Annotated in this window: 19 protein-coding genes; 5 read left to right on the plus strand and 14 right to left on the minus strand. The window is 65.4% G+C overall.

Translation table 11 applies throughout. The annotated features are described in order from the left end of the window. Nucleotides 1-58 precede the first annotated feature (58 nt). On the plus strand, nt 59-553 hold the full coding sequence (locus ACIBG0_RS21470; protein ID WP_397034719.1) for a hypothetical protein: 495 nt from the start codon (nt 59-61) through the stop codon (nt 551-553). Here the strand turns inward: ACIBG0_RS21470 and ACIBG0_RS21475 are convergent. The 4 genes from ACIBG0_RS21475 to ACIBG0_RS21490 all read right to left on the minus strand — a co-directional run bounded on the left by ACIBG0_RS21475 (nt 539) and on the right by ACIBG0_RS21490 (nt 5,524). Continuing rightward, on the minus strand, nt 539-1,570 hold the full coding sequence (locus ACIBG0_RS21475) for a glycoside hydrolase family 172 protein (protein ID WP_397034720.1): 1,032 nt from the start codon (nt 1,568-1,570) through the stop codon (nt 539-541). The genes ACIBG0_RS21470 and ACIBG0_RS21475 overlap by 15 nt on opposite strands. A gap of 124 nt (nt 1,571-1,694) precedes the next feature. After that, the gene (locus ACIBG0_RS21480) at nt 1,695-3,179 is read right to left on the minus strand and encodes an FGGY-family carbohydrate kinase (RefSeq protein WP_397034721.1); all 1,485 of its coding nucleotides are present in this window, start codon (nt 3,177-3,179) and stop codon (nt 1,695-1,697) included. After that, on the minus strand, nt 3,176-4,588 hold the full coding sequence (locus ACIBG0_RS21485) for an L-fucose/L-arabinose isomerase family protein (RefSeq protein ID WP_397034722.1): 1,413 nt from the start codon (nt 4,586-4,588) through the stop codon (nt 3,176-3,178). The genes ACIBG0_RS21480 and ACIBG0_RS21485 overlap by 4 nt, the downstream gene beginning before the upstream one ends. A gap of 93 nt (nt 4,589-4,681) precedes the next feature. Beyond that, complete coding sequence (locus ACIBG0_RS21490; RefSeq protein WP_397034723.1) at nt 4,682-5,524, minus strand: SDR family NAD(P)-dependent oxidoreductase; 843 nt, start codon at nt 5,522-5,524, stop codon at nt 4,682-4,684. Between the two features lie 107 nt (nt 5,525-5,631). On the opposite strand from ACIBG0_RS21490, the gene ACIBG0_RS21495 reads away from it, so the two are divergent. Next, on the plus strand, nt 5,632-6,222 hold the full coding sequence (locus tag ACIBG0_RS21495; RefSeq protein ID WP_397034724.1) for a TetR family transcriptional regulator: 591 nt from the start codon (nt 5,632-5,634) through the stop codon (nt 6,220-6,222). Here ACIBG0_RS21495 and ACIBG0_RS21500 read toward each other — a convergent pair. The 5 genes from ACIBG0_RS21500 to ACIBG0_RS21520 all read right to left on the minus strand — a co-directional run bounded on the left by ACIBG0_RS21500 (nt 6,200) and on the right by ACIBG0_RS21520 (nt 12,366). Next, nucleotides 6,200-7,081: a glycosyl hydrolase family 32 gene (locus ACIBG0_RS21500; protein WP_397034725.1), complete on the minus strand. Its 882-nt coding sequence runs from the start codon at nt 7,079-7,081 to the stop codon at nt 6,200-6,202. The genes ACIBG0_RS21495 and ACIBG0_RS21500 overlap by 23 nt on opposite strands. Nucleotides 7,082-7,290: 209 nt before the next feature. Next, on the minus strand, nt 7,291-8,091 hold the full coding sequence (locus tag ACIBG0_RS21505) for a hypothetical protein (protein ID WP_397034726.1): 801 nt from the start codon (nt 8,089-8,091) through the stop codon (nt 7,291-7,293). Between the two features lie 61 nt (nt 8,092-8,152). Continuing rightward, nucleotides 8,153-8,917, minus strand: coding sequence for a tyrosine-protein phosphatase (locus ACIBG0_RS21510; RefSeq protein WP_397034727.1), 765 nt, complete (start codon nt 8,915-8,917; stop codon nt 8,153-8,155). Between the two features lie 4 nt (nt 8,918-8,921). Further along, entirely contained in the window at nt 8,922-11,120 is a 2,199-nt protein-coding gene (locus ACIBG0_RS21515; RefSeq protein WP_397034728.1) for a pyruvate, phosphate dikinase, read from the minus strand. Between the two features lie 199 nt (nt 11,121-11,319). Further along, on the minus strand, nt 11,320-12,366 hold the full coding sequence (locus ACIBG0_RS21520; protein WP_397034729.1) for a zinc-binding dehydrogenase: 1,047 nt from the start codon (nt 12,364-12,366) through the stop codon (nt 11,320-11,322). A gap of 150 nt (nt 12,367-12,516) precedes the next feature. Between ACIBG0_RS21520 and ACIBG0_RS21525 the strand changes: the two genes are divergently transcribed. Beyond that, nucleotides 12,517-13,200: a helix-turn-helix domain-containing protein gene (locus ACIBG0_RS21525; RefSeq protein ID WP_397034730.1), complete on the plus strand. Its 684-nt coding sequence runs from the start codon at nt 12,517-12,519 to the stop codon at nt 13,198-13,200. 68 nt (nt 13,201-13,268) lie between these two features. Beyond that, nucleotides 13,269-14,039 carry a maleylpyruvate isomerase family mycothiol-dependent enzyme gene (locus ACIBG0_RS21530; RefSeq protein WP_397034731.1) on the plus strand — a complete coding sequence of 257 codons (771 nt, stop codon included), beginning with the start codon at nt 13,269-13,271 and terminating at the stop codon, nt 14,037-14,039. Here the strand turns inward: ACIBG0_RS21530 and ACIBG0_RS21535 are convergent. Next, on the minus strand, nt 13,983-16,259 hold the full coding sequence (locus ACIBG0_RS21535) for an ATP-binding cassette domain-containing protein (RefSeq protein WP_397034732.1): 2,277 nt from the start codon (nt 16,257-16,259) through the stop codon (nt 13,983-13,985). The two genes, ACIBG0_RS21530 and ACIBG0_RS21535, sit on opposite strands and share 57 nt — an antisense overlap. Before the next feature lie 63 nt (nt 16,260-16,322). Between ACIBG0_RS21535 and ACIBG0_RS21540 the strand changes: the two genes are divergently transcribed. Then, a complete protein-coding gene (locus ACIBG0_RS21540; protein ID WP_397034733.1) occupies nt 16,323-17,288 on the plus strand; it encodes a helix-turn-helix transcriptional regulator in 966 nt (321 codons plus the stop codon). 60 nt (nt 17,289-17,348) lie between these two features. Here ACIBG0_RS21540 and ACIBG0_RS21545 read toward each other — a convergent pair whose 3' ends face one another. The 4 genes from ACIBG0_RS21545 to ACIBG0_RS21560 are packed head-to-tail and all read right to left on the minus strand — an operon-like array spanning nt 17,349 to nt 21,341. Continuing rightward, nucleotides 17,349-18,164: an SDR family NAD(P)-dependent oxidoreductase gene (locus tag ACIBG0_RS21545; RefSeq protein WP_397034734.1), complete on the minus strand. Its 816-nt coding sequence runs from the start codon at nt 18,162-18,164 to the stop codon at nt 17,349-17,351. A 15-nt stretch (nt 18,165-18,179) separates the two neighbouring features. Then, nucleotides 18,180-18,911, minus strand: a complete 732-nt coding sequence (locus ACIBG0_RS21550) for a glucose 1-dehydrogenase (protein ID WP_397034735.1) — start codon at nt 18,909-18,911, stop codon at nt 18,180-18,182. A gap of 1 nt (nt 18,912) precedes the next feature. Then, complete coding sequence (gene kstD, locus ACIBG0_RS21555; protein WP_397034736.1) at nt 18,913-20,589, minus strand: 3-oxosteroid 1-dehydrogenase; 1,677 nt, start codon at nt 20,587-20,589, stop codon at nt 18,913-18,915. A 14-nt stretch (nt 20,590-20,603) separates the two neighbouring features. Further along, entirely contained in the window at nt 20,604-21,341 is a 738-nt protein-coding gene (locus tag ACIBG0_RS21560; protein WP_397034737.1) for a glucose 1-dehydrogenase, read from the minus strand. Between the last annotated feature and the right edge of the window lie 78 nt (nt 21,342-21,419).

Raw genomic sequence — 21,419 nt, forward strand, 5'->3', positions numbered from 1 at the left:
GCACCGCCGCATTTCGCCCCGCCGCATGGCGGATTTCCGGATGCGGCAGACTGGCGCGGTGAGCGACGACCCGGATCGGCACGCCGATGTGCACGTCCGCACGGGCGACGGAACCACACTGCCCGCCCTGACCGATCCGCTGCTGGACGATCTGCTGCGCGAACCACCCGACCCGGAATATCCGGCGATCGTGGTCGAACGCGGCGAGCACGCTTACATCCAGGCTCGCCTGCTTCCCGACGGCGTGTACGAACTCGAGCACCGCGCCGCCGAATCGGATGAGTGCTTCCAGATGTACACCCCCGATGCCGTGCTGGTGCGCGCTGTCATGTGGGCGTGGATCGACGAAAACGCTTGGTGGCATGAGAGTGTCGGGTGGTATCGCATCGATCCGGCGGTCGCGGAATTGGAAGCCGCCCGCCGCGAGTTGTCCGATCTGCTGGACGGACTTTCGGTCATGGACGGCATCGAGTCGGCGATGGACGATGCGTTGCACCGCGCGGATGAGCTACTCGCCATGGAATTCCCGGATGAGGAGTTAGGCCGCGATTAGGTGGCTCTGGTACCACAGCGCCGTCGTCGCGATATCGGCTTCGGTCAGCGGTAGATAGGTGCCGTCATGATGCCAGCCGAGGGCCTGAATCGTCACGCGCAACTCCTGCTGGAAGCAGATCGGATCGCGAATATGCCAGCGGTACATCCCGAATCGCTGATGCGGCTGGTAGATCTCATCGGGCGGCACGACTTGGTGCAGGCCGAGATAGGGCGTGGAATATGTGTGGTAAGCGCCGTCGAGATCGAAATTCCATGCGCCACCGAAGTAATCCTCGGTGCCGGTGCCGCACAGCGTTGGATGGGTGGTGTCGCCGTCGAGGTAGAACTTCAGCTCGCCCTCGCCCCACCAGCCCGGTGCGCCGGGGCGAATCGCCAGGTAGGTGCCGACGTATCGGCCCGGACCCGGTACCGTGTCGAGAATTGTGTGGACGGCGGGCGCGCCGAGTGGCGTGCTATGGCGGCGTAGCGCGTGCAGATACCCGGCGGAGTCGGGGACATCCTGCTCGGTATAGGTGAATTGGTAGTAGACCGGCACCGCGCGGTCACTGCCGTTGTGCAGTGTGATCCTGGCGTGCGCGCGAAAAGGCATGGGCCAGAAGCTGTTCAGTCCACCGGCGGGAGCGACGACCACCATCTCGGATTGCACCAATGCCAACTCGTCCCAGCCGTTGCAGAAGAAATCGCCGAGTGGCAGGTCGATCGACGGCTCGGGCTCGTTATCCCAGTGCATGCGGAGCGTGAGCTGTCGCAGCGCCGTGCGGTCGGTGGTGAGCCAGCAGTGGGTCAGCACACCGGAGCCGGAAATGTCTGCCAGCGTCGCGGTTTCGCCCGCATCGAGGTGAATTGACGGGGAGATTTTCCACCCCGGGCCCAGCAGTCGCGCCGCATGTGCGCCGGTGCCCTCGATCGCGCGAGCTCCGGCACCGGGGGAGCCGGTCGGATTCTCCGCGCTGATCGAGCGGGTCCGTGCGGCGTCGAGCCGCCAGAGTTCCGATGCCGAACCCGGGACGTTCACAGCCCCGGCCAGCCGTATCGGTCGGTGACGGCGGCATGGCCCGCGCGCTTCAGGTAAGAGATGGTGATTGTCGGCATCGAAGTCCTCGTGATAACTGCCTGGCATCCTGGCATAGGCGGCGGCTCTATTGCAGGTGAGCGGATCGGTGTTGCTCCGCTGCGAGAAAATGAGCGATATCCACGGTGGATTCGTATAGCTCGCGGTAGCGGCGGTAATACGACGCATAGATCGCGCCGCGATCCGCATCGGGCTGCACCACCCCGATGACCGGGTTCCAGCCTGCGGTATCGACACCCACGGCCTCCGCCGCGAGCAGTGCGTCACCGAGGCAGGCGCCGACGGTGTCGGCCGGTTGTTGCTGCGGAAGTCCGGTCACATCGCTGACGATCTGGGTCCACAACCCGCCCTTCGTCCCGCCGCCGACCGCGACCAGCCGCGGGGTATGTCCGCCCGCCATCGCTTCGAGGTTGTGCCGCACCCCGTAGGCGATGCCCTCCAGCACCGCGCGGTAGAGCTCGGCACGCCCGTGGCCAAGGGTCAGGCCCGCGATAATGCCCCTGGCATCCGGATCGAACAGTGGCGTGCGCTCGCCCGCGAAGTACGGGAGCGCGAGCAGGCCGCGACTGCCGGCCGGGACTTCGGCGGCCTCGGCCACCAGGCCGGCGAAGTCGCCGCCGACGATGTTGCGCAGCCAATCGGTGACCGCGCCGGAGGTTGCCATGCCCGCCGCCGATGTATAGGTGCCGGGCCAGGCACCGCAGGTGAGCCAGAGGCCGGGATGCGGGCGTGGCTCGGTCAGCACATTGACGAGGAACATGGTTGTGCCGTACATGATCATCGCGTCGCCGGGTGTTCGAACGCCGACGCTGGCGGCCTCGGCCCAGGCATCGGTGGTTCCGGTGGTGACCGGTAGTCCCGTGGGGAGCCCGGTCGCCGAGGCGGCCGTCGCACTCACTTTGCCGACAACTTCGGTGGGCCAGGCCAATTCGGGCAGCGGCAGACCGGGCGCAACCGCTGCGGCCCAGTCGTACGCCCAATCGCAGTGGCGCAGGTCGTACATCGGGACGCACTGGCTGGCCGATTGATGATCGAGCACATAGCGCCCGGTGAGTCGGTGCACGAGAAATGAACTCGCCATCAACAGCATCTGGGTACCCGCCGCGATCTGCGGCTCGTGCCGGGCCAGCCAGCGCAACTTCGGGCCGACGGCCTGGCTGGTCAACGGTGAACCGCCGCGCTGGAGTACCGCTGCGGCACCGAATTCGTTGTTCAATTCGGCGATTTCGGTGGTAGCCCTGGTGTCGACGCCGTAGAGGATGGCCGGGCGCAGCGGTTTTCCGGCGGCATCGGCGGGCAGCAGACACGGGCCGATGCCGGATACCGCGAGTGCGTCGAGAGTCGTGCCGTCGGCCGCAGCGAGGAGTTCGCCGATGATCGCACGGAACTCCGCCCACCAGATCTGTTCGGCATCGTGTTCGAACCAGCCTGGTCGCGGAGTCGAAACACCATGCGTCCGTTCGGATCTAGCGATAACAGTACCGTCCGACCGGACCAGCACTCCCTTGGAGCTGGAGGTCCCGATATCGACACCGAGAAATGCGCTCGTCATCGGGTGAACTCGTCGAGAGTGATATCGAGCAGATCGCAGGCCGCCCGGACAGTGGCCCGATGGTCACCCGGGACGGCGTGAATATGGTTGGCGCCGAAGCGGGACAGGAAATCGTCGGCGTGTGCGTCCAACCGGGCAAAGGCATGCGGCCATTCCCAAGTGGACTGTTTCATCAGCGCCTCGTTGGTCGCCTGGTCATAGGTCTCGAAATCGCCAAGCATCAACTGCATTCGGTAGTCACCGCCCTTGCGGGTGAGGCGAGCCAGGGTCATGCGGCCGGGTGCGGCGAGATGATGCACCGACGCACCACCCGCCGGGAAGAAGAACACCTCCGGATAGAGATGTACGTTGGCGAGATTCTCCGTCGGTTCGTCGCTGCGGGCCGCGAACCAGGTGGCGTGCTGGCCCGAATTGCACAGATCCCAGATATCGCGGTCCGCGTGATAGTGCCGAACATCGGCGAAAAGCACCGGGGTACCGGCGATCTGGTGCAGCAGCCGCATGGTGAGTGCGCCGTCCATATCGGCTTCGGTCGCACACACATGGGGTCGTTTGGGGCCGTTCCAATCGTAGGGGTCATTGAGGAACGCCTCGGTGATATCCATGGTGGCGAAATACTGGGTGAGCTCGGGCTGGCCCTTGATACCCGAGAAGTCCAGCCGCCATTCCTCGATCAGCTCACGCACGGCGAGATACGAGCGAATCTGGCGTTCCAGCAATTCCGGAGTGAGCTTCACACCGTCGTAGTGCACACCAGCGGTATTGTGCTCCAACCACTCTCGCGCACCCTTCGCCTCACCGGCGTCGGCCTGTTCCGCTCGGCGGACGATCTCCCACTGGTCGATCTCCTCGACGTCGATGCCGAACAGGCGTTGCCACTGATCGGTATTGGCGACGGCCGTATTCATCCCCATCGGCCGACCGCCGAAGCGCCCGAAAGTGCTGCCGCGCAAACTCGATACCGCGGCCGCCGCGCTCGCCCGAGTACCGATCGTCTCGATCAACTCGGTATCGGCCGGATCGCCCCACAATCGAGTGTGCGCGCGGCCGATCTGGTCCAGCGCACCGCCCGCGGCCAGCATGCCGACCATGCCGGGTTGCACCGGATCGATATTGGACAGCAACAGCAGCGGCCCCGGCGTCGCACCCGCGGCCAGCATGGTGAAGTGCGGGAACGCCCAGACCGCATAATGCAGCACCGTGAGATCGACACCGGCGGCCGCCACTTCACGTGCCACCGATCCGGCCAGTGCGTTGGTACTGATCTGGGCCGAGCCGCGGATAACCTCGTGCCCGGCCGCCCGCAACGCGGTGACCAGCCGATCCTCGGCCGACCCGATGAACTCGGCGATCCCGGCGTGCACATAATCACGCCCATCGGACACGCTCATGACCCCGATCCGCGCCATCCCGACTGCCTCCCAACGCGCAGGCCCCCTCCAGGATTATCTATCCGAAGGGGGCCGCCGGTGGTCGGCTTCGGGCGAGCGGGTTCGATGTCGTTATCCGCCGGTGACCCGGCTGTCGACCAACTCGGCGGTGATCGCGTCGAGCCGCCGGGCACGCTCGGGATCGAAATCCTTGCCCGCCAAGGCGAGTCGCGTGCGGCGCCGGAAAGCGGCGACCGGTTCGGTCGGTGGATGGTCGATCAGTTCGGCGATGGGGACGATGGCCTTGCGCACCGGTTGACCGGCGAGCAGGAGCCACGTCTTGGTGACGATGCGGTGCGCTGTCGGCAGCGGGTCGGCCATGGCGGTACGCACCATGAGCGGGTTGTACAGCACATATCGTGTGCGGGCTCCCGGGTGACGTTGCGCGAATGCCACGCCGAGCAGGTCGATGCAGCGCGAGGACTGCATGGCCGCGCGCATGCCGCGAAAACCGGTTCGTAGCTGTAGATCGTCCCATTCGATGCTGCCCGGCAGTCCGCCCGGACCCGCGATATTCATGATGACCGGGGCTTCGGCGCGTTCGAGTGCGTCGAAGAGTCCGTGTCCGATGACATAGCGGCTCAGGTAGGCCAGGGCGAAGGTGTATTCGAAGCCATCGGCGGTCTGCTGACGTTCGGACCGGAAGTTCTGCGCACCGAAGACGACACCATCGACGGTATCGGTGACCGCCGCGGCTTCCGCGATGACCTTGTGCATTCCCGCGAGCGTGCTCAGGTCGGCCTGGATGAAGCTGGCCCGGTCGGCGGCGCCGAGGTCGGCGGCCTCGCGCAGGAATCGGGCGCCCTTCACCGCGCCGCTGGCCACCGCGAGCACACGGTCGCCGCGGCCGAGGAAGTGCAGGCCGAGACCCTTGCCCATGCCGTCGGTACCGCCGGTTATCACGTAGGTGCGCATCGAATCGCGTCTCCTGGAATCGTTTGCGGATGAGTCATCGGCCGATGACATCGAGGCTAGGAGGGTTGCGAGACGCAAGTCAACAATTGGTGACTTATGCTGACTAGATGACCGAAACCGCAGCGCCGGGCCGTCGGCGCGACCGTGCCGCCACCCGATCCGCACTCTTGGATGCCGCCCGGATGCGGTTCGCCACGACCGGATTCGACCGCACCGGAGTCCGCGATATCGCCGGTGATGTGGGCGTCGATCCGGCGCTGGTGTTCCGGTACTTCGGTTCCAAGGAAAAGCTCTACGCCGAGGCGATGCATATCGAGATTCCGAAAGGGGTTGCGGCCGACCGGCATCGACCCGTTGTCTCGATCGCGGATGCCCTTCTGCGCGATGTCGTGTTCGATGACTGGCCCGAATTCGGCGGTGAGCATCCCCTGGTTGCGGGGCTGCGATCGGCCGGTCATGACGTGGTGCGCGACCAGTTGCGCGCGCAACTCTGCGATGGTTATCTGCGCGAGATGGCCACGCGCCTGGGCGGTGCGGACGGTGACTTGCGTGCGGAACTGATCGGTGCGCTGCTGCTCGGGCTGGGGGTCATGCGCACGGTGGTCAACGCACCGGCGGTATCCGAAGCGTCGTTCGAGCAGACCAGGGTGCTGGTGGCCGGTATGGTGCGAGCGCTCAGCGGGGAACGTCCGCGGTGACGGAACGCTGGGTGGGGAAGGTGAGTGGTGCGAGGTGTACGCCGCCCTGGGCCCAGCCCGCGCTGGTGATCCACCAGCGGTCGTCGTCCCACACGAGTTCGGCGGCGTGGGCGGCGATATGGCCGATCTTGTCGCCGATGCGGAACCGAAAGGGGGTGTCGCTGCGGAATACGTCGGTGCCGACGTAGTGCGGGCGTGGACCGACGAACAGATACCACCAGCCGCCGTGCTGCGCCACGAAGGGTGATTCGGTATTGCCCGCTCCAGTGCCGATGGTGGGGTCGGTGTATGCGATGTGGCGGTCGCCCCAGTGCCAGAGATCGCCGCTGGTCCGATAGGCGACGACGTGGTGTCCACCGCTCGGTGTGCTAGTGGCGCAGTAGTACATGACCCATTTTTCGCCGATGCGTAAGACCATCGGATCTCTCGCGTCGTAGCCGTCACGGAACAGCGGTCCGGCTCGACCGCGGGTCCAGCGGAACAGATCGGTCGAGGTGGCGAGGTTGATGGTGGCGGCGGTGCGATCGGGGCCGCCGCCCGCGTAGAACATGTAGTAGCGGCCATCGACGCCGATGACATGCGGTGCCCACAGATGGGTTTCGCCGTAATCCGGATCGACGGTCAGGGCTGGAGCTCGCTTGGTCCACGGTCCCTGGAGTTGGTGTGCGGTGGCGTGGGCGAATTCCGTTTCGTGGAACGGGTCTGCCGGTTCCGGATGGGTGATGCCGAACAGATGCCAGCGGCCGAATTCATCGCGGACGATGGTGTGGTCGTTGATGTACCAGGGGTGTGTTTCCCCGTCGCCCGGGTCGTAGATCCTCGTGAACGCGCCTGCTCTCACTACCTCGCGCGTCGCCATAAGGCTCATGATGACGTGCGCTGACCTCATTGAGGTCGGGTCTGAGACATTCAGATGGCGGGGTGAGGGGTTGGCGGCTGCTTCCGGGTCTTTTCGGGGATTCGGATGATGGTGTCGTCAGCTGCTCCGAGTTGGCTCGGGAGCCGTGGACGCGCGTGTCGTCGCAGCGGCGGTAATCGGTTCGGCAGCGGTGTCTGGGGCGTGGCTGGTCAGGGCTTTTTTAGCTCGGCCGTCGTTGGTTCGGGAGCGGTCGACCCGGATGTTGTCGCCTCGTGCGTTGTGGACGCGGGTGTCGTCGCCCCCGGGGCTGTCGGCTCAGGTGCCGATGGCTCGGTAGCTGCTGATTGGGGGTTCGCTGGTCCAGGTGCCGTTGGCTCGGAGGTTGCGGTCTGGGGTGATTCGAGCTGGTCCGCAGTCGGGCGAGGAGCAGTGGACTGAGCTGCTGGGGACTGGGGAGCCGACGGCTGAGATGCCAATGGTTGGGGCGTTGGTGGTTGAGACGCCGGTGATTGGGGTGCGGGTGGCGACGTTTCCGTCACGGGTGGTGTCGCCTGGGTCGCGGCAGCCCGCTGCTGGTTACGGCGCAGCACTGCCTGGCTGAAACTCGTACTGCTGAAATGCGTTCCGTAGACGCCGAGCGCGACCACTCCGGCCGCGATCACCGCGACACCCGCGCTCCAGTCGATATGCCAGAATGCCGCGACGACGCCGACGAGCGAGCTGAGCAAGGCGATGGCCTTGGCCGCCTCATCGGTCATGCTCGGGCTCGGCGCTTGTTCGCCCGACTGCCATTCGTCGAGCATCAGCAGCACCGCGAGCAGTGGCAGCGAGATCGCGAAGGCGATCATGGAGATCCGGCCGGATGTGCCCAGCGGCGAGGCCGTGAGGAAGCCCTGGAGGATGACGACGCCGATGGCGATCAGTCCGCCGTACATCAAGCTGTTCTGCTTGGCCAATTTCTTCTTCTCGGCTGGGCTGACCAGCTTGGTGTAGTCGACATCGTCGTGCACGCTGGTGACCATACTGGACCTTCGGCGGTAATTCCGGGTGAACAGTCGCCACTGCGGGGGACTAGCCGACGAGCACCGCGCGGAGCTGGGCCAGCTCAGCGCCGGATAGTCCATTGGTGCGCAGCCATTCGGCCGATCCGCCTTGGTCGCGGTGCAATTCGTCGAGGAACCGGATGATGACATCCGGATCGACCGCGAGGATGCCGGTGCGGACTGGTGGCAGCCCGTGATAGGAGGGCAGCGCGTCCAAGCGTTCACGGATGCGTTCCAGGCGTTCACCGGTGAGCGCGTAATCGGCGGCGATGGCCTCCGCGGGGACACCCACCGCGTCCAGCACCACGGCCGCGAGGATGCCGGTGCGGTCTTTGCCTGCGGCGCAATGGAAAACGACCGAGTGCCGCTGGGCATCGGCGATCAGCCGGGCTGCCGACACAATGGATTCGCCACTGCCGAAGAGGAGTTCGCGATAGAGCGCGACCAGGTCGTATTGTCTGCCGTCGGGAACCAGATCGGCGGGGGTCGCGACGACGTCGGTCGCCTTGCGCACCGGAAGATTGACCATCCGCACCGTCGCGCTGCCGGTTAGCAGGCCATAGCCCTCGCGTAGTACCTCGTCCGGATTGCGCAGGTCGATCAGCGTGCGCAAGCCGACCGGGCCGGTCAGCCGGGCCAGATCGTCCCGGGTGAGATGCTGGGGGGTGCTGGAGCGGTAGACGACGCCGAATCGGGTTGTGCCGCCGCCGATCACCGGAAGTCCGCCGAGGTCGCGGACATTGTCGATCTGGGCGAATTCCACCCATCGCCGCCGGGCGCTATCGATGAACATCGCGCTAGTGGGCTCGGCCCGCGGCGGCCTCATCGGCGCGGCTCAGGCCGCATAGACCGATGAGGTCCTCGTGCAATTCGAACCACACCGTGTGATAGCTGTCCATGATCGGCCGTGCCACCCAGCTGTGGTCGCCGCCGTTCATCCGCTCCACGGCGCGGGTCAGGCGACCGCTGTAGGGCGCCAGGCGCGGCGCGATGGCGCCGATGCGTCGGACGAGGGGTGTGACGCCGTGGTGCAGTGTGGTCAAGCGCGCTAAAACCGCTGCGTCATAGGTGTCGTCGGAATGATCGTTCACCGTGCTCGCGTCCTTCATCTGCCAGGCCGTGATGACGGCCTTCAGCTCGGCGTTGAACTCGCAGAATTCATCGTAGGCCGCGGCGAGGTCGCTACGGTCGAGATCGGCGCGCTCGTGTTCGAGAAGTTGGGCGAGTTGTTCGCGGCCCTGCGGGGTCAGGCGAACGCCGACAGGCGTGCTGGCGCATAGCCCGCGTTCCACGAAATCTGCAGTGTGCGACGCGGCTTCGGTCTCCGAAATTGTGAGGCTTGCGGCGATGGCGTCCGGCTCGACTCGACCTTTGATGGCGATCAGGCGCAGGACGGCGAGTTCGGAGACCTTGTTGCCGTTGCTATCTTGCGGAACCCGCGCTGCATCGAAACCCGTTGCCGCTGAACGTTCTTCGTTCCGTCTCGACAGGAACGCGGGCAGCTCGGCCGAATCGACCTGTGCCCACTGTGCGAGTCGCTCGACATCCTCGATTACCGAGGCATCCACCGCCTTACCGCTCACTCGGCCCGGCCACACGGTACCGGCCCCACCATCGACCGTGACGATGCGACCGGCCAATGCCGCGACAACCCCGGCGCCGCAGCCGACTACGCACGGCCGGCCCAGCTCCCGGCTGACCAGAGCGGCGTGCGAGGTAGCTCCGCCGAGTTCGGTGACGATGGCCTGCGCCGCGATCATCCCGTGCAGATCGTCCGGACTGGTGGTCGGACGTGCCAAGATCACCTGCTCGCCTGCGGCCGAACGGGTTTCGGCTTCGTCGGAATCGGTGACCACAACGCCGGAGGCGAGTCCGGGACAAGCGGATTCGCCCTCGGCCAGCGGGATCAACCCGGTGTCTTCGCCCGATGCGGGCCGTAGGACGGCACGCACCTGGTCGGCCTCGACCCGGCGCAGTGCCTCGTCGGCATCGATGAGCCCCTCGTCGACCATAGCGACGGCGGCGCGAACCGCCGCACGCGCCGAACGTTTCGCCGGGCGAGACTGCAGTAGCCACAAGCGTCCGGATTCGACGGTGAACTCGATGTCCTGGATATCGCGACCGTCGCGTTCGAGCAGTTCAGCGGCGGTGAGCAATTGGCCGTGCACCTCCGGTAGCGCCACCGCGAGTTCGTCGAGTGGGCGCGGCGTGGTGCGCCCCGAGACGACATCCTCGCCCTGCCCACCCACCAACCATTCGCCGAAGGCCATACGCGCACCGGTATTCGGATTGCGGCTGAACAGCACGCCGGTCCCCGATAGCGCGTCGAGGTTCCCGAAAACCATGGCCTGCACCGTGACCGCCGTGCCGAGTGCATCGGAAACACCCCGGGTGCGGCGATAGGTCTTGGCCCGTGCGGAATCCCACGAACGGAATACCGCGGTGATCGCGCCACGCAACTGCTCCCACGGATCTTCCGGCACGATGCCATTCGGGTCACCGAGCACGATCTCCCGATACTGGGTGCGGAACCGCCGCCGAGTATCGCTGGCATATCCCGGATTTCGAGTCTCGGCGGTCAGCGCTGCCTCGACCGAATCGTTCATCCCCAGGTTCAGAACGGTATCCATCATCCCCGGCATACTCACCGCCGCCCCGGACCGCACCGACACCAGCAACGGATGGTTAGTGGCACCGAAGCCCCGCCCCGTCCCGCGCTCCAACGCGGCGATACCGTCTTGCACACCCGCCCAGATCTGCGCATCCAGCAGCCCACCGTTGGTCCCGAACTCCGCCCAGGCCTCGGTCGTCAGCACAAATGCGGGTGGCACCGGCAATCCCAACCCCCGCATATGATCAACGCTCCACGCCTTCCCCCCGATTCGCTCCCGCGAAAGCCCGCACGCCCCATCGAGTTCCACCACGACCGAACCATCTGCGCCCGCCCTTCCGAAGGCGGCCTCCGGTCGTCGCACAGGCTCCACTCCGATCGTCATAACACTCCTTCGGTCATCGACAGCCACCGCGCAACCAGCCATGACAAGGACGGCTCACCGGCCGCTGGCACGGCCCGAACGTCCAGGCAAATGGCGCAACCCCGCAGTGCGCTCACCGCGGGAAGCCCGATTTCAGCCTGCCGCCTCGACCCGGGATCGGTGTACCGGCCGTCTCGGTCAGCAGGATGCCAGCAGGATGCTAGGGCACCACGACAACCTTCCCGCTGGCTTGGTTGTTCTCCATGTAGCGGTGAGCCGCGACGATGTCGTCCAGGCCGAAGACACGGTCGATATTGGGTCGACAGACGCCCGCCTCGACCTGGTCGATGACGCGCTGCAAGACGCTCGTGCCCGCGCTGCCCTTGAAGTTGTCGCTGTGGAAAGCCGTGAGCTTGGCGCCGGAGGGGATCATCGCGATCGGTTCGAAATCTCGGATCAGCCAACCGCTGAGCGAGCCCGATACACACACCGTCCCGCCACGACGGACCAGGCGCAACGAGTCCAGCGCCGTGCTCGTCCCGATAAGATCCAGAACGTAGTCCGGTCCCTCGGGCCATACCGCGTGCACGCGTGCCGTCAGCGATTCACCGGTGTCGAGGAGCGGGTGGTCGACGCCAGCCGCGGTCAATGCGTCGATCTTGCCTGGTCGCCGAGTCGTGGCCGCGATCTCGAGCCCGTAGCCGGACGCGATCGACGCGGCGGCCATCCCTACCGATGAGGTCCCGCCGCGGATCAGCAGCCGTCCCGTGTTGCCCGGCGCCACCCCCAACGCGTCCAGCGAGCCCTGTGCGGTCAAGTAGGTTTCGGGTAGCGCGGCCAACGCATCCCAGGGCAACGTGGTCGTGACGGGCATGAGCAGCGAGTTCGGCACCAACGCGTACTCGGCATAGCCGCCGTCGAACTCTCGGCCCATCTCGCCCATCACCGCCGCGACGGTCGTCCCCTCCGGCAATGTGGGATCGGTCGAGGCCGCCACGGTTCCCACACATTCGATTCCGAGCACACGCGGGAACCGCACGTTCGGGGAATGCCCCTGACGGGTCCGCAGCTCAGATCGGTTCAAGCCCACGCCCTTGACCTGCACCAGACTCCAGCCCGCCCGAAGCGCCGGTACTGGAAGCTCACGAATCTCCAGCACTTCCGGGCCACCGGCCCTGACACAGACCGCGGCTCGCATTGTCGTACTCGGTGCGGCTGTCGGAACTATCGCTTCGCCCGTGACGGCTGTGTGGAGGTCATCATGCATGCGTTAACTGTGGCCAGGAGGCGCTATGGCTGGCTACCGGTAGAATGCCAACATATGCCCGTTGGCCGCCAACTTCGCCCGTCCGGTCCGACGTCACGTCTATGGCCCTCCGGAGGTGTCCATCTCTGGCCGTCGGGGGGAACGAGCACGGTGCATTCCCATCCGCGTGGACACCTGGTGTACGCGGCCCGTGGCGTCCTGTCGGTGCACACCGAACGTGGCACATCGATCGTTCCGGCCAATCGAGTCGCGTGGACCCCTGCCGGTTTCACGCACTATCACCGCGCGCACAGCCACACCGATATGCGGGTCCTGTTCCTCCCCGCATCCCTGGCCCGGCTCGCACCGGAGCGGCCTGCGGTGTTCATGGTCTCCGACCTCGCCCGTGAAATCCTGCTAACCCTCACGGGCCCACGCGAATTCGATCGCGCCGCGCTCGCTCGCCTGCGCCGAGTTCTGGTCGATGAACTCCGCGAAGCACACGAGCAGCCGTTACAGCTGCCAGAACCCCGCGACGATCGGTTGCAAGCCATTGCGCGACTGCTCTACCAGCAACCTGCGGACAACAGCTCACTCGCCGAACTCGGGCAACAGATCGGAGCCAGCGCACGCACGCTCAGCAGACTGTTCCACAACGAACTCGGCATGACCTTCTATCAGTGGCGTACCCAACTACGCACCTATCACGCACTAGTCCTGCTCGCGGACGGCCACGACACGACCCACGTCGCCCACGCATGCGGCTGGGCGAACCCGAGCGGCTTCATCACCGCGTTCACCAACATCATCGGCACCACCCCGGGCCGGTATCGAACCAGTCGCGCCACGACATGACATGAGCAATACGTCCTCGCGACGCGACACGACCTTGAGTTGGTCAGCCTATCTGACTATAGTAGTCAGTGAAGCTGACTAAAGTATCGGAGGCCGCGATGGACCGGGATGCGCAGTGGCGGGTCATCGAGCAGCACCGACGTGCCGTCGCCGATGTACTCGACGACCTCGCGCCGAATGAGTGGGAGCTGCCGTCGCTATGTGCGAACTGGCGGATTCGGGATGTGGCCGCGCATATCGCATTGGCGCCGCAACCGCCCGGTCCGGTGGATATGGTTCGCGAAGGGTTGCGGGCGCGCGGGCGGTTCCATCGGATGAATCACGATGTGTCCGTTCGGTATGCCGACGCGAAACATGACCTCGCCGCGGAGATCCGCGCGCATGCGGCATCGCGAAAGTTGCCGCTGGTCACCAACTATCGCAATATCCTCTTCGACATCATGGTGCACGGTCAGGACATCGCGATCCCGACCGGCAGGCGGCTCGAACTGCCGATCGAAGCCGCGGCGACGGCGGCCGTCCGGGTGTGGACGATGGGGTGGCCGTTCTGGGCGAAGCACCGGCTCGAGGGCTTTCGGCTCGTCGCGACCGACGCCGACTGGGCGGTCGGCGCCGGAGACGAGGTATGTGGCCGCATCGCCGACCTGCTGTTGCTGACGACGGGCCGCTCGGTTGTCATGCCGCGCTTGTCCGGCGCCGGTGTGGGCAAGCTCTGGATGCGCTTGTCGTATCGAAATCTCGTCCGCGGCGGTGCGGTCGCATCGAGGAGCCGCGACCGGGCATCATGCGACGCTGCGTCGCAGATAATCGGCGGTAATGGAGCGCTGATCGTCGAGTAGCGCCGAAGGTGTTCCGGTGAAGACGATTTCGCCACCGTGCTTGCCGCCGTCCGGTCCTAGATCGATCACCCAGTCGGCCCGTTTGACCACCTCGAGATCGTGTTCGATGACGATGACCGTATTGCCCGCGTCGACCAGCCGGTCCAGCAGGGCGATCAGCGCGTCGACATCGGCCATGTGCAGTCCGGTGGTCGGCTCGTCGAGAATGTATATGCCGCCGCTTCGGTGCAGGTGATCGGCGAGTTTGATCCGTTGACGTTCACCGCCGGACAGTGAACTCAGCGAGCGACCGAGCGTCAGATAGCCGAGACCCACCTCATTCAATGCCCGCAACGGTGCCCGAATCTTGGTGCCAGCATTGCCATTCCAGAAGTCGAGAGCCTGCTCCGCGGTCATATCCAACACATCGGCAATGGATGCACCGCGCACGACATAGCTCAATACTTCGGGACGGTAGCGGCGTCCGCGGCAGCTCTGGCACACCGCGGTGATCGGATCCATATACGCCAGATCAGTGAAAATGACACCCGCACCGCCGCATTCGGTGCACGCACCCTCGGAATTGAAGCTGAACAGTCCGGGCTTGACGCCGTGCTCCTTGGCGAAAACCTGCCGCATCGGGTCCATGATGCCGACATAGGTGGCGGGGCTCGAGCGTCGGGAGGCGGCGATGGCGGACTGGTCCACCGCGATCGCCTGCGGGTAGGCCTGCGCGAACGCGCCGGATACCAATGTGCTCTTGCCCGAACCCGCCACACCCGTGACCGCGGTGAGCACGCCGGTCGGGAACCGTGCGGTGAGATTCTTCAGGTTGTACGAGTCCGCGCCGGTGACTGTGAGCCAGCCGGTCGGTGTGCGGCTCGCGCTTTTGACCGGTTGCACCCGCCGTAGCCGCTCACCGGTCGACGTGCCCGACGTGCGCAGCTTGTCGACGGTGCCCTGGAAGACGATCTGACCACCGTGTCCGCCCGCGCCCGGCCCCATATCCACGATGTGGTCGGCGACGGCGATGACATCGGGGGAGTGTTCGACCACCAACACCGTATTGCCCTTGTCGCGCAACTGGATCAGCAACTTGTTCAAACGGCCGATATCACGCGGATGCATGCCGACGCTGGGTTCGTCGAAGATGTAGGTCATCCCGGTGAGGCTGGAGCCGAGATGCCGAACGACCTTGAGTCGCTGTGCTTCACCGCCGGAAAGCGTGGCTGTCTCGCGATCCAGCGAGAGATAACCGAGACCGACCTCCTCGATCCGGCGCAGCCGGGCGATGGCGGCATCGGCGATCGGTGCGGCGGCGGTCTTATCGAGCTCCCCGAGCACTTCGATGAGATCGGATACCTCCATGCGGCCGAAGTCGGCGATGCCGAGCCCATTGATCCGGCTCGCGAGTGCGGCGGAATTCAACCGAGCGCCGCCGCATTCGGGACAGGTCCGGGCATGTACCACCTCCATCGCCGCTGCGCGAATCTTGTCGCTCAGCGCACCGAGGTCGCGTTTGATGTATAGCCGGTCGAAGCGCTCCAACAGTCCCTCGTAGGCATTGCTGCCCATCGAACCGGTCTTGTTCGGACGTGGCACCCGGAATCCATTGCCGCGCAGGAACAACTGCCACTCATCCGGGGTGAAGTCGCGTAAGGGCTTGTCCGGATCGAAGAGGCCGGACTCCGCGTAGATCTGCCACTGAAATGTCCCCACCGCGAACGGCGGAAAGTTGATGGCACCCTCGTTGAGTGTTTTCGCGGTATCGAGCAGCTTGTCCAGATCCGGTCGCACGACCTGGCCCAGCCCGCCACACTCCGGACACATGCCCAGCGGGTCGTTGAACGAATATCGCGTTGCCTCACCGGCACTCGGCTCACTGTATCGCGAGAACAACACCCGAATGATGGACTGGATATCGGTCATGGTGCCGACCGTGGAGCGGGAATTTCCGCCGATGGGCTTCTGGTCGACCACCACCGCGGGAGCCAGATTGTCGATCACATCGGCCTCGGGCCGCTCGTACTTGGGTAGTCGATTGCGGATGAACCAGGTGAAGGTCTCATTGAGCTGACGCTGCGATTCAACGGCCACGGTGCCGAAGACCACCGACGATTTGCCCGATCCGGATACGCCGGTGAAGACGACGATCTTGCCTTTGGGGATGGCCAGGGAGATATTGCGCAGGTTGTTCGCGCGGGCCCCGATGATCTGGATGGTGTCTCGGTCTGCGTTCACAATCGCCACGGTAGGTGTGAATGAGGTCGGATTCGGTCCTCATTCGGGCGGATACTGGAGTCTGTGACCGAGACCGCCGCCCGCCTGCTGCAACTGCTCTCCCTGTTGCAGACCCGCCGCGAATGGACCGGCCCCGAGCTGGCCGAACGCCTCGGCGTGACGGTCCGGACGGTGCGCCGCGATATCGAGCGGCTGCGCGAACTGGAATATCCGGTGCACGCCAGCCTCGGTTCGATCGGCGGCTACCGACTGGAGGCCGGTACCGCATTGCCGCCGCTGCTGCTCGATGACGAAGAGGCCGTCGCGATCACGCTCGGGCTGCGCAATGCGGCGCTGGGCGCGGTCGAGGGGATCGACGAGTCATCGGCGCGGGCGCTGGTGAAGCTGCAACAGGTGCTGCCCGCCCGCCTGCGCCACCGAGTCGAGGCGGTGCGGTCGGCAACGGTATCGCTGGGCGGCCCGGCCGCTGGACCCATGGTCGACCCGGAAACCCTGGTCGTTTTGGCCGCCGCCTGCCGTGACCGCGAACGTATCCGCTTCCACTACCGCGATAAAGGCGACACCGAAACCCGCCGCCTCACCGAACCGCACAGCCTCGTCTCCGCGGGCCGGCGCTGGTATCTGGTCGCCTGGGATATCGACCGCGCCGACTGGCGCACCTTCCGCGTGGACCGCATCGATTCTCCGCAACCGATCGGAATACGCAGTGCCCCAGGGCAATTACCCACCGAAGACGCCGCCGCCTTCGTCACTCAGTCCCTGGCCCGATCCCGCCCGCTGCGCCGAGTCGTCTTCCTCGTCCACGCCCCGGCCACGCAGCTGATCGAAACCTTCCGGGTTCGCCCTGAGGAAATCGAGCCCATCGACGACAAATCCTGCCTGCTCCGCACCACCGCCGATTCGCTGGAATGGACTGCGGTACGAATCGTCCATCTGGGCCTGGAATTCGAGGTCAGGGAACCGCCGGAGATGGCGGAAATGTTGGCTGATCTCGGCGCGAAACTACTGCGCGCCGCCGGAGCGAGTTGAACGCAGGTGGCAGCTGGGCCGGACTCGCACCCGCACACTGGATTCGCCGTGCCGACCGGTCTATACCTCGTTGCGCATCTGGGCGGTAATGATGCGCTGGTAGCCGGAACCGAAGATCCTCGGCAGCAAATCGATGACGCGAGCATCGGCGCCGATGAGGATCTTGGCCTTATCCTTTCGAATACCCCGCAGGATGGTCTTCGCCGCGGATTCGGGTGTGGTTTTTGCCAGTCTGTCGAAGTTGGCGGCCAGCGCATCGCGGTCACGATCTCCGCCCGCGCGGGCCTTCCATGCGATCTCGGTCTTGATCATGCCGGGATGGACGCTGCTGACCCCGACCGGGTGGCCCGCGATCTTCATCTCCTGGCGCAGCGCGTCGGTGAAGCCGCGAATGCCGAATTTGGTTGCGTTGTATGCGGCTTGGCTCGGGCAGGCGGCCAGGCCGAACATGCTGGAGACGTTGGCGATATGACCGTCACCGGAGGCGATCACCTGTGCCAGAAAGGCTTTCGTGCCGTACATGACGCCCCAGAAGTTGATATCGACGATCCACTCGAAGTCCTCCCAGGTCAACTCCTCGATATTGGCGGTGAGCGAGACGCCCGCATTGTTGACCACGAGATTGGCCGGGCCGAAGTCGGATCGAACCTCGTCGGCATGGGCGTAGACGGCGGCACGGTCGGTGACGTCCAGTGTGTAGGCCCGCGCCTTGGCGCCCGCCTTCTCGCACAACGCGGCGGTTTCGGCGACATTGGCCAGGTTTCGGCCGGACAATGCCAGCCTCGCGCCGTGGTCGGCGAGCTCGAGCGCGAGTGCGCGGCCGATGCCCGCGCCCGCGCCGGTAATGACGACGACCTTGTCCTCAAAGTTCTTCACAGCAGGTGTCCTTGGCTATTTGGTGGTGTAGCCGCCGTCGGCGACGAATTCGGAGCCCGTGCAGAAACTCGCCTCATCGGAGATGAGGAACAGCACGAGATCGGCCAGCTCGCCCGGTGCCGCCGCGCGGGGCAGCGGCTGGTCGTGCACCATCGAGTGCGAGCGATCGGAGTCGGCGGTCATTTCGGTGGCCACGACGCCGGGATGTACCGAGTTGACCCGGATGCCGTCGGCGCCGAACTCCTGGGCGGCGGCCTTGGTCATCCCGCGCACCGCCCATTTGGAGGCGACATAGCCGAGGATATTGCTGAATGCGATGATGCCGCCGATCGAGGAGATATTGACGATCGAGCCGCCGCCCGCCCGGCGCATCGACGGCACAACGGCTTTCATGCCGAGGAACACCCCGACCTGGTTCACATCGATCACCCGGCGGTAATCCGCTTCGGCGAGCCGCTCGATCGGGTCGACGTGCACGATGCCCGCATTATTGACCAGTCCGGAGACGGGCCCGAAGCTGCGCTCCGCCTCGGCAACCACTGTGGCCCAGGCGGATTCGTCGGTGACGTTGAGGGGACAGAATATTGCCTGGTCGCCTAGCCCGGCTGCCACCGCCTTGCCCTCGTCGAGGAGCACATCCGCAACGACCACCGATGCGCCCTCGCTGACCAGCCGACGGGCGAATGCCGCGCCCATACCGCGCGCACCACCGGTCACGATGACTGTCTTGCCATTCACTCGGTCCACGTCATGCTCCAGGGGTTTCGAGTTCGGCGATGTGATTGGCGGCGATATAACCGAAAACCATGGCGGGTCCGATGGTCGCGCCGGCGCCCGCGTAGCTATTGCCCATGACAGCGGCTGAATTGTTGCCCGCCGCATAGAGTCCGGCGATCGGCGCGCCATCTTCGTGCAGCACCCTCGAGTGTTCGTCGGTGACCAGGCCGCCCTTGGTGCCGAGATCGCCCGGCACCATCTCCACCGCGTAGAACGGTCCCTGATCAATAGGTGCCAGACAGGGATTCGGTCGCACAGTGGGGTCGCCGTAATAGCGGTCGTAAGCGGATTCACCGCGATGGAAGTCCTCGTCGCGTCCGGCACGTGCGAAGCCGTTGAACCGCTGTACCGTTGCGTTCAGGGAATCGGCCGGAACACCGATCTTGGTGGCGAGTTCGGCAAGGGTGTCGGCCTTTTTGATGATCCCGGCATCGAAATACTTCTGCGGGATGGCCTGTTTCGGGAAGGTACCGAGGAACAGGTATCGATCGCGAAAGCGCTGATCCATGATGAAGTGCGCGGGCACATGACCGACACCGGTCGCGTGTCGCTCGTACATGGTGTGCACCACGTCGACATAGCTGGCCGATTCGTTGGTGAACCGCTCGCCCGCATCGTTGACCATGATCGCGCCGGGCTGGGATCGCTCGGCCAGGCAGAAGAACGGCGGACCGTCCGGATTGCGGACCGACGGTCCCCACCAGGCATCGTCCATCAAATCCAGTGCGGCGCCGAGCTTTTCACCGGCGCGGATGCCGTCACCGACGTTCTCGGTCGCGCCTACGGTCCAATCGGTGCTGACCGGCCCGGTGAAGAACTGTTTGCGCATCTGCAGATTGTGCTCGAAACCGCCAGCGGCGAGCACCACACCGCGCCGCGCGCGGATGACGATCGGAACACCATCGCGTTCGGCGCGCACTCCGACCACCGTGTCGTCGGCGGTAATCAGCTCGGTGAGTGGAGTATTCAGCCAGATCGGCACCTCCGCATCGCGCAGCGCCAACCACAGCCGGGCCACCAGCGCCTTGCCCAAACTCAGTGGATGCCGTCCCCGGATCCGGTTCAGCACCGCCTTGGCACCGACCTTCACCGCGGTGCGCTTACCCTTCCAGGTCCGCGCGATCATATTCAGATCGTGGAAGTCGCTGACGGTGAAGGCGATGCCCTTCGGCCCGGACATGGTCGGCCGGTTGATGAGCTCCAGATCCTTGCCGAGCAGGCGGCCGTCGATAATCGCTGGCTCGATGCTGCGCCCCTGCGCGAGCCCGCCGGGAAGTTCCGGGTGGTAGTCGGAATAGCCGCGGTCGTAAACGAATTGGAGGTGGTTGGTGCGTGCGCCGAGATAGGTCATCATGCGCGGGCCGTTGTCGAGGAATGCGTCCTGTTTGGCCTGCGGAACTCGGTCGCCGACAATGGATTTCAGATAGACCCGGGCAAGATCCGGACTGTCGGGCACGCCCTCGCGCACGAGCACCGGATTGTTCGGAATCCATACGCCGCCGCCCGAGCGGGCGGTGGAACCGCCGAAGCTGGCGCTCTTCTCGATCAGCACCACCGAAAGTCCGCGATAGGCGGCGGTGAGTGCGGCGGTCATACCCGCCGCACCCGAGCCGACGACCACGACGTCGTAGGTATATTCCTCGGACATCTGGCTCTCTTTCCCTAGTACCCGGCGCCGGTGAGCATGCCGCCGTCGATGACGACCTCGGTTCCGGTGCAATAGCTCGCGGCATCCGAGGCCAGGAAGACGGCCGCCTCGGAGACCTCGCCGGGCTGTCCCCAGCGCGGAATGGGCAATCCGGCGAAGAAGGTATTGCCGTCGACGCCGGAGCCCGCCGCGGCCGTCATCGGTGTCGCGATGCCGCCGGGATGGATGGAGTTGACCCGGATTCCGTTCGCACCGAGCTCGCGCGCGGCCGATTTGGTCAGTCCGCGAATCGCGAATTTGCTTGCGCTGTAGGCCGAGAGGCCCGCGGCGCCGACGAATCCCTCGACCGAGGAGATATTCACGATCGCGCCACCGCCGGTCATCGCGGGCGCGGCGGATTTGATGCCGAGCCAGGTGCCGGTGACATTCACCGTCATGATCGTGGTGAAGTCGGCCAGGCTCATCTCGGCGATGCGCTGGAACCGCAGCAGACCGGCGTTGTTGACGAGCACATCGAGCCTGCCGAACTCCTCCACCGCGGTCCGCACCGTGGTCGCCCAGTCCGCCTCGCTGGTCACATCGTGGTGCAGGTAGCGCGCGCCGGTTTCGGCGGCCAACTGTTCGCCCTGTTCGTCGAGGACATCGCCGAATACCACTCGCGCACCCTCGGCAATGAAGCGGCGAACATGTTCGGCGCCCATTCCGCGTGCTGCGCCGGTGATCAGCGCGACCTTGTCATCGAGTCGACCCACGTCAGGTCCGTCCTTTCTCCGGCGTCGGTTCGAACGCCGTGTGCGATATCGACGCTATGGGCGCGCGGGCGGGGCGAA

The sequence above is a fragment of the Nocardia sp. NPDC050630 genome, assembly GCF_044457245.1.
GTDB lineage: Bacteria > Actinomycetota > Actinomycetes > Mycobacteriales > Mycobacteriaceae > Nocardia.

Coding starts and splice junctions, on each gene's coding strand:
- ACIBG0_RS21480 (WP_397034721.1), bottom strand. CDS start 3,179: ATGACGAGCGCATTTCTCGGTGTCGATATCGGGACCTCCAGCTCCAAG.
- ACIBG0_RS21485 (WP_397034722.1), bottom strand. CDS start 4,588: ATGGCGCGGATCGGGGTCATGAGCGTGTCCGATGGGCGTGATTATGTG.
- ACIBG0_RS21490 (WP_397034723.1), bottom strand. CDS start 5,524: ATGCGCACCTACGTGATAACCGGCGGTACCGACGGCATGGGCAAGGGT.
- ACIBG0_RS21495 (WP_397034724.1), top strand. CDS start 5,632: ATGACCGAAACCGCAGCGCCGGGCCGTCGGCGCGACCGTGCCGCCACC.
- ACIBG0_RS21500 (WP_397034725.1), bottom strand. CDS start 7,081: ATGGCGACGCGCGAGGTAGTGAGAGCAGGCGCGTTCACGAGGATCTAC.
- ACIBG0_RS21510 (WP_397034727.1), bottom strand. CDS start 8,917: ATGTTCATCGATAGCGCCCGGCGGCGATGGGTGGAATTCGCCCAGATC.
- ACIBG0_RS21515 (WP_397034728.1), bottom strand. CDS start 11,120: ATGACGATCGGAGTGGAGCCTGTGCGACGACCGGAGGCCGCCTTCGGA.
- ACIBG0_RS21520 (WP_397034729.1), bottom strand. CDS start 12,366: ATGCATGATGACCTCCACACAGCCGTCACGGGCGAAGCGATAGTTCCG.
- kstD (WP_397034736.1), bottom strand. CDS start 20,589: ATGTCCGAGGAATATACCTACGACGTCGTGGTCGTCGGCTCGGGTGCG.